6 protein-coding genes are annotated in these 6,711 nt (G+C 63.8%); 1 reads left to right on the top strand and 5 read right to left on the bottom strand.

What is annotated here, in order from left to right; all coding sequences use genetic code 11:
* Positions 1 to 127: 127 nt before the first annotated feature.
* The 5 genes from ACE3TQ_RS26605 to ACE3TQ_RS26585 all read right to left on the bottom strand — a co-directional run bounded on the left by ACE3TQ_RS26605 (position 128) and on the right by ACE3TQ_RS26585 (position 5,182).
* The gene (locus ACE3TQ_RS26605) at positions 128 to 727 is read right to left on the bottom strand and encodes an ABC-type transport auxiliary lipoprotein family protein (RefSeq protein ID WP_374586727.1); all 600 of its coding nucleotides are present in this window, start codon (positions 725 to 727) and stop codon (positions 128 to 130) included.
* Between the two features lie 9 nt (positions 728 to 736).
* The gene (locus ACE3TQ_RS26600; protein ID WP_374586725.1) at positions 737 to 1,675 is read right to left on the bottom strand and encodes an MlaD family protein; all 939 of its coding nucleotides are present in this window, start codon (positions 1,673 to 1,675) and stop codon (positions 737 to 739) included.
* Between the two features lie 10 nt (positions 1,676 to 1,685).
* Complete coding sequence (locus ACE3TQ_RS26595) at positions 1,686 to 2,516, bottom strand: ABC transporter ATP-binding protein (RefSeq protein WP_374586723.1); 831 nt, start codon at positions 2,514 to 2,516, stop codon at positions 1,686 to 1,688.
* On the bottom strand, positions 2,513 to 3,637 hold the full coding sequence (locus tag ACE3TQ_RS26590) for an MlaE family ABC transporter permease (protein WP_374586721.1): 1,125 nt from the start codon (positions 3,635 to 3,637) through the stop codon (positions 2,513 to 2,515). Before ACE3TQ_RS26590 ends, ACE3TQ_RS26595 begins: the two co-directional genes overlap by 4 nt.
* Before the next feature lie 66 nt (positions 3,638 to 3,703).
* Positions 3,704 to 5,182, bottom strand: a complete 1,479-nt coding sequence (locus ACE3TQ_RS26585; protein WP_374586719.1) for a DUF4080 domain-containing protein — start codon at positions 5,180 to 5,182, stop codon at positions 3,704 to 3,706.
* Positions 5,183 to 5,302: 120 nt separating this feature from the next.
* Here ACE3TQ_RS26585 and ACE3TQ_RS26580 point away from each other — a divergent pair, with 120 nt between their 5' ends.
* Positions 5,303 to 6,544: a PQQ-binding-like beta-propeller repeat protein gene (locus ACE3TQ_RS26580; protein ID WP_374586717.1), complete on the top strand. Its 1,242-nt coding sequence runs from the start codon at positions 5,303 to 5,305 to the stop codon at positions 6,542 to 6,544.
* Positions 6,545 to 6,711: the final 167 nt, after the last annotated feature.

Below are 6,711 nucleotides of genomic sequence, written 5' to 3'. Positions count from 1 at the left end.
GCATGGCGTACGCCAGCAGGGTGGCGCGCGCCACCGGCGAACCGCTGCGCGCCGGCGGCTTGCCGTGCGGCGCGGGCGGCCCTGGCGCTGGGGCCGGGGCTGGGGCGGGCGCGTCTTCCTTCATTGTTTACTGCTTCGGCAAAGCCGCCAGCCAGGCCAGGATATCGGCGGCAATGGCGTCGGTGCCCTCGGCCAGCGCGCTGGCCCCGCCCGCCGCATCGGCGCTTGGCGCGCGCGTGGTGCGGGTAAAGGTGCGCTGGTCCACCAGCTTGTGGTTGCGGAAGACCGAGGCGCGCAGGGTGATGCTGGCGCTGCTCTGCGTGGCGCTGTCGAAATTCTGCGCGAACTCGTCGGCCTCCAGGCGCAGCAGGGGCAGCCCGCCGGCCGCGTCGGAAGTCGATACCACCTTCACCCCGGCCTGCGCGATGCGCGCCTTCAGGCGCTGCGACATCAGCTGCAGCGGCGTCACGGCCCAGGTGTTGTAGGCGTACGGGCGCGCCTGGCGCGCGTCGGCATACAGCAGGCGGTAGAACATGCGCTGCGAGTCGAGCGAAGCCGGTCCGCTGACGTCGGCCACCACGATCGCCGGCAGCGCCGCTGCGCCGCCTGCTGCCGCCAGCGGCGCCCCGAGCGGACCGAAGTCGTAGGTGGTCGGCTGCGGGCCTTTGCTGGCGCAGCCTGCCAGCACTGCGGCAGCGGCAACGGTAATGAGGAGTGTCTTTTTCATGCTGGTTCCTTATTTACCCTTCGGGTCAAATCCCGGTTCGCCCGGTCCCGGCGCCGTGCCTGGCGCGCCGAACAGGATGCTCTGCGGCCGGTCGCTCAGGTTGTTCATGGTGCGGCGGATGGCCCGCATCGACGACTTGGTTTCATCGGCCAGCCCGCTCACGCCCGGCAGCGTCTCCAGCTCGATTCCGCTCGCCACCGCTTCGACCGACGTTGTGGCCCGGTCGACGGAAGCGGTAATGCGCTGCACCGCGCCGTCCGGCCCTTGCAGGGTACGCGCCACCTTGCTGGCCTCGCTGGCCAGCGTATCGACCGAACGCAGCGCCTGTTCGCTGCGCTCCACCAGCGCCGGCACCTTCTGCGCTGCCGGCTCCAGCTGGGCCGCCAGGTCCTTGTACGAGCGCGCCGCTTCGCTCACATCGCTGAACGCGCCCACCATCGCCTTCTGGTTGGCGGGGCTGAGCAGGGTATTCAGTTTCCTGGTCACTTCCTCCGCCTGGCCCAGGATCGCCGTGCCGCGCTTTTCGAGCTGGTCGAACAGGCCCGGTTGCAGCGGGATGGCGCTGGGGTTGCCCTTGGAGGTCGCCAGGCGCGGCGAACCCACCGATTCGTCGTCCAGCTGGATGTAGGCGATGCCGGTCACCCCCTGGTAGCCCAGCGTCGCATAGGTGGTCCTGGTGATCGGCGTTGCCGGATCGATGCTCAGGTGGATCAGGATCCGGCCGGCCATCTTCGGATCGAAGTCGATCTCGTCCACCTTGCCCACCTCCAGCCCGCGATAGCGCACCGCCGCCTGCGGGTTCAGGCCCGGGATCGATTGCGTGGTCGCAATCAGGTAAGGGTCGTACTGCACCCGGTCGCGGTTGAACCAGATGCCGAACAGGATCGCCGCGATCAGCAGCGTGATCGTGAACAGGCCTGTCATCAAAGCGTGCGATCTGTTTTCCATGCCTTGCTCCTTACTCCAGCGCCTCCAGCGCGCGCTTGCCGCGGTCGCCGAGGAAGAATTCCTTGATAAACGGATGATCTGTCTTGATCACTTCGCGCGTCGGCCCGATGGCCAGCACATGTTTTTCCGCCAGCACCGCAATCCGCGTGGACAGCGCGAACAGCGTATCCAGGTCGTGCGTCACCATCACCACCGTCAGCCCCAGTTCGCGGTGCAGCGACTTGATCAGGGACACGAAGCTCTCCGACAGGTCCGGGTCCAGGCCGGCGGTCGGCTCGTCCAGGAACAGCAGCTTCGGCTCCAGCGCCAGGGCGCGCGCCAGCGCCACCCGTTTGATCATGCCGCCCGACAGGTCGCTCGGCATCTTGTTCGCATGCTCCGGGCCCAGGCCCACCATGTTCATTTTCAGCAGCACCGCATCGCGGATCAGGCTGGAGGGCAGGGTGCGCAGCTCCTGCATCGGCTGCGCAATATTCTCGAACACGGTCAGCGCCGAATACAGCGCGCCCTGCTGGAACAGCATGCCCCAGTGGTTGCGCAGCTCCTGCAGGTGGCCGGACGAGGCGGCCGTGATGTCCTCGCCGAAGATGCGCACGCAACCCTTGGTGGGGCGCTCCAGCCCCAGCATCTGCCGCAGCAGCACCGTCTTGCCGGTGCCCGAGCCGCCCACGATGGACAGGATCTCACCCTGCTCGATGGTCAGGTTCAGGTCATTGTGGATCACCGTGCGGCCGAATTTGGTCTGCAGGTTGGTGATTTCCACCACCGGCACGCTGCCATCGAGCGTCAGCCCGCCCTCGCCCTCGGGGCATCCGCAGTTTTCTGCAGGCAGGTCGTTCATCGGTAGCCCACTCCATTGAAAACGATCGCGAACACCGCATTCGCCAGGATCACCACCGTAATCGCCGTCACCACCGACGTGGTGGTGCCGCGCCCCAGGCTTTCCGTATTCGGCTTGATGCGCAAGCCGAAGTGGCAGGACACCATCGCGATCAGCATGCCGAACACTGCGCCCTTGAACAGGCCGATGTAGTAGTTCGCCAGCGGCACCGCATCGGGCAGCTTCTGCACGAAGTAGCGCATCGACAGGTTCAGCTCCACCTTCGCGGCGATCATGCCGCCGAACAGCGCCGCCGCGTCGGTCCAGATCACCAGCAGCGGCATCGAAATCGCCAGCGCAAGCACCTTCGGCAGGATCAGGCGGTAGCCGTGCGAAATGCCCATCACCAGCATGGCATCCAGCTCCTCGGTCACGCGCATCACGCCCAGTTGCGCCGTGATCGCGGAGCCGGAGCGGCCCGCCACCAGGATCGCCGCCATCAGCGGCCCCAGTTCGCGGATAACCGACATGCCGAGCAGGTTGACCAGATAGATATCGCCGCCGAAATTGCGCAGCTGCTGCGCCGACAGGTAAGACAGCACCACGCCGATCAAAAATCCCACCAGCGCCGTAATGCCCAGCGCCTGGAAACCGGCATGGAAAATATTCGCGGAGATTTCTCGCCACGGCCCCCGCATCGGGTTGGCGGCAAAGCGCCCCAGGTCCTGCACCACCGATCCGATCAGCCGCACAAAGCCCTGCATATGCTCCAGGAAGTGCAGGATGCCGAAGCCCAGCGACGTCACCCAGCCGAAATGCTCCTTGCGCGGGCGCGGGCATTCGAGCTTGCCGGCCGCTTCGATGCGTTTGAAGATTTCATCCTGCCCGTCGTGCAGTGTCAGCCTGGCCGGGCGCTTGTAGCCCCAGGCGCCCCACAGCAGCTGCGCGCCGACGTGGTCCAGCATCTCGACGCTGCTCATATCCCATTCCACGGCGTCGATGTCGCGCACATGGTCCAGGCAACCGGAAATGGCCTTCATCACCCGCTTGCTCGCAAGCGCATGCACTTGCCAGGTCCCCCGGGCGAATACCGTGCGCCCATCTGGGCTGACAGATAACGTTGGCTCTTGAGCAATAGGCATGCCGCCAGTGTAAAAGAGATTCGTTTCCCGCGCCACCCGCGACGCAGGGTTCGACCCTTGGGGCGTCTAGGCCGCCAAATGCCGCACCTGCCGCGCCGGCGCCGCGGATGCATGGGCCGCCGGCTTCTGCCGCACCCCATGCCCATCGCGCGCCAGCAGCTCCGAAACAGCTTCCGCCTGCATTCCCGCTTCTCCGAGCCAGCGCCCCACCATCACCGCCAGGCGGTCCAGCGCAATGCGGTGCGTCGCATCCGTATTCGCATACAGCCAGTCCGAAAACGCCATAAACGATTTAAACGGCGACGTCCCGAGCAGCACCGGCACCGTATGGGTAAAGCGCCCCGAGTTCGCCACCAGGTCCCAATAGCGCGCAAAGCGCACCAGGCGCTGCATGGTTGCAAAATCAATATCGCGGTTGGCCAGGATCGTGTACGGCGGATACGGGTCGTACACCATGCCGAATTCCTGCGTGTGGCGGATGATCGGCGTCCCCCGCAAGCGTTTCAGGATGCCGAACTGGATTTCATGCGGCCCCAGCGCCCACAGCTTGTCGAAGCCCTCCGCAAAGCTCTCCACGGTTTCCCCCGGCAGGCCCGCAATCAAGTCCACGTGCATATGGACGCTCGAATGCTCGCACAGCCAGCGGATATTGTCCGCCGCCTTCGCGTTGTCCTGCTTGCGCGAGATGTTCGCCTGCACCACCGGGTTAAAGCTCTGGATGCCGATTTCGAACTGCAGCGTCCCCGGCGGGAACTTGGCGATGCCCTCCTTGAGCGCATCCGGCAAGTGGTCCGGCACCAGCTCGAAGTGCGCGTAGACCGGATCATCCGGCGTTGCCGCCAGCTTATCCAGGAAGAACTGCATGATCTTCAGGCTGGTTTTGATGTTCAGGTTGAAGGTGCGGTCGACGAACTTGAACGTACGCGCACCGCGCGCATGCAGCGCCTCCATCTCCGCCAGGAAGGCATCGATATTGAACGGCCACGCCGTCTTATCCAGCGCGGAAAGGCAGAACTCGCACTTGAACGGACAGCCGCGCGAGGCCTCCACATACAAGGTGCGGTGCGCCAGGTCCTCGTTCGAGTAGAGCGAGTAGGGCAGCTTGATCTCCGCCATCGGCGGCTGCACGCCCGCATGCACCTTCATCAAAGGCTTTGGCCCATTCAGGATCTCGCCGCACAGTTTGGGGAAGGTCACATCGCCCCAGCCGGTCACCACATAATCCGCCAGGCGCGCGATTTCCTGCTCGCCCGTTTCGTAAGAGACCTCCGGCCCGCCCAGCACAATGACCACGTGCGGCGCCACCCGTTTCAGGGTCGCCACCAGGCGGCAGGTTTCCTCCACATTCCAGATATAGACGCCAAAGCCCACGATCTTCGGCTGTGCCGCCAGGATGCGCTCCACCATCTCCGTCGTCTTGGCACCAATGACGAACTCCTGGATGCGCGTTTGCGCCTGCAGTTCGCCCATATTGGCAAGCAGGTAACGCAGCCCGAGCGACGCGTGGGTGTAACGGGCATTCAGTGTGGAGAGCAGGATAGTCATGATGGAAGGCGTGTTGCGTAGCCCTTCATTCTACCTCCCGTGGCAAGGGCCTGGTAAATAGATGGCATGCCCCAGCTGCTAGAATGTTAAGTTTTTTGTAATTCCTTGTTGGGACTTAGCTTGAATTCCATATCCAGCGCACGGGTGGCCTGCGCGTTTATTTTCCTTCCACTTTTCCTGGCTGCATGTGGCCACGACGACAGCCACGGGACTGCCAACTCGCCCGTCACCAGCTACAACCTTTCTCCGCTCTCGCCGGCGGGCGCGGCACAGGATTGGGCGACCACCCAGGGCAATGCCGGCCACACCGGCTTTGTTCCCATTACCGTGGACCCAGCTGCGATCAGCAAGCGCTGGCTGATGGTGGCTCCCATGGATGGCGATAACAGGCGGTATCAGCTGGAGGATGTCGCAACCGGCGATGGGAAGGTTTTCGTTCCCATGCCGCAAACCAATTTACTGGCACTCAATGAGGCTGATGGCAGCACGGCCTGGAAAATCAGCGTCAGCAAATCACCCGTGAGTCCGGCCGCATTTGCGGACGGCAAGCTGTTCCTCATGTCGGGCGACTCGGGGAGCTATTTCCACCGCATCAACGCGGCGACGGGAGCCATCCTGTCGACCGCTTACCTGGCGACCCGGCCGGGCGGGCATCCCGCGCCGACGGTGCACAGCGGGGAGGTGTATGCCGCCTGCCGCCCCGATTCGGCCTTCTGCTCGTTCTCCGCCCACAAGGGTACGAAGAATTACATCCAGCCTGTGACCAGTGCGGCCCAACCGCTGGGACTCGCAGTGACCGACGCGGCCCTCTACTACAGCAGCAGCAACAAGCTGTACGTCGCCAATCCCACCGATGGCCGCCAGCGCTACGTCATCGAGGACCGCAGCGATATGGCGGATGAACCCATCGAAAATATTGTTCCGGTCGTGGGAGCCAATGGATTAGTTTTTGCGACAGGTGGAGACAGCGTGCTGAGGGCGTTCGATACCGCAACACGCAAGGTGCGCTGGCGTGCGCAAGGCGCGTTTGCCGCAAACCCGGCCTACGCAGGAGGCGCGGTCTATGCCATCAACAATCAAACGCGCGCCCTGGAGGCGCGAGACGCCGCATCAGGCAAGGTGACGTGGAGCTGGGCATTGCCCTCCGGGGAAGAGTTCGCGACGGATGCCCAATTCAGCGCGAACCTGGTGGTGACCAACAACCTCGTGTTCGTCAGCGGCACACGGAATACCTACGCCATTGACCGCAGCAAACACGATGTTGCATGGCAAACGACCGCCTTCGGGAAACTGGCAATTTCGAGGAACGGCATCCTTTACATCCGCGACTATGACCAGCTTCTTGCGATCAACCTGAAATAGGCCTTGCGGCAGTGGCCTCGCTTTGCTATAGTTCTGCCCCTCGCAACGCAGCAACGTCAACGACGAAGCAGCGAAGCGAAAAAAGATGGGGTTGACGAGTTATACGGAACACTGCATAATCTCGCTTCTCTGCTGCTGACGAACACAACGCTTCGTCGAACAAACAA

Origin of the sequence: Pseudoduganella sp., assembly GCF_041914865.1 — a bacterium.
Lineage (GTDB): Bacteria > Pseudomonadota > Gammaproteobacteria > Burkholderiales > Burkholderiaceae_D > Rugamonas.
Note: the sequence above shows the minus strand (reverse complement) of the source record. Positions and strands in the feature narration are given on the sequence as shown.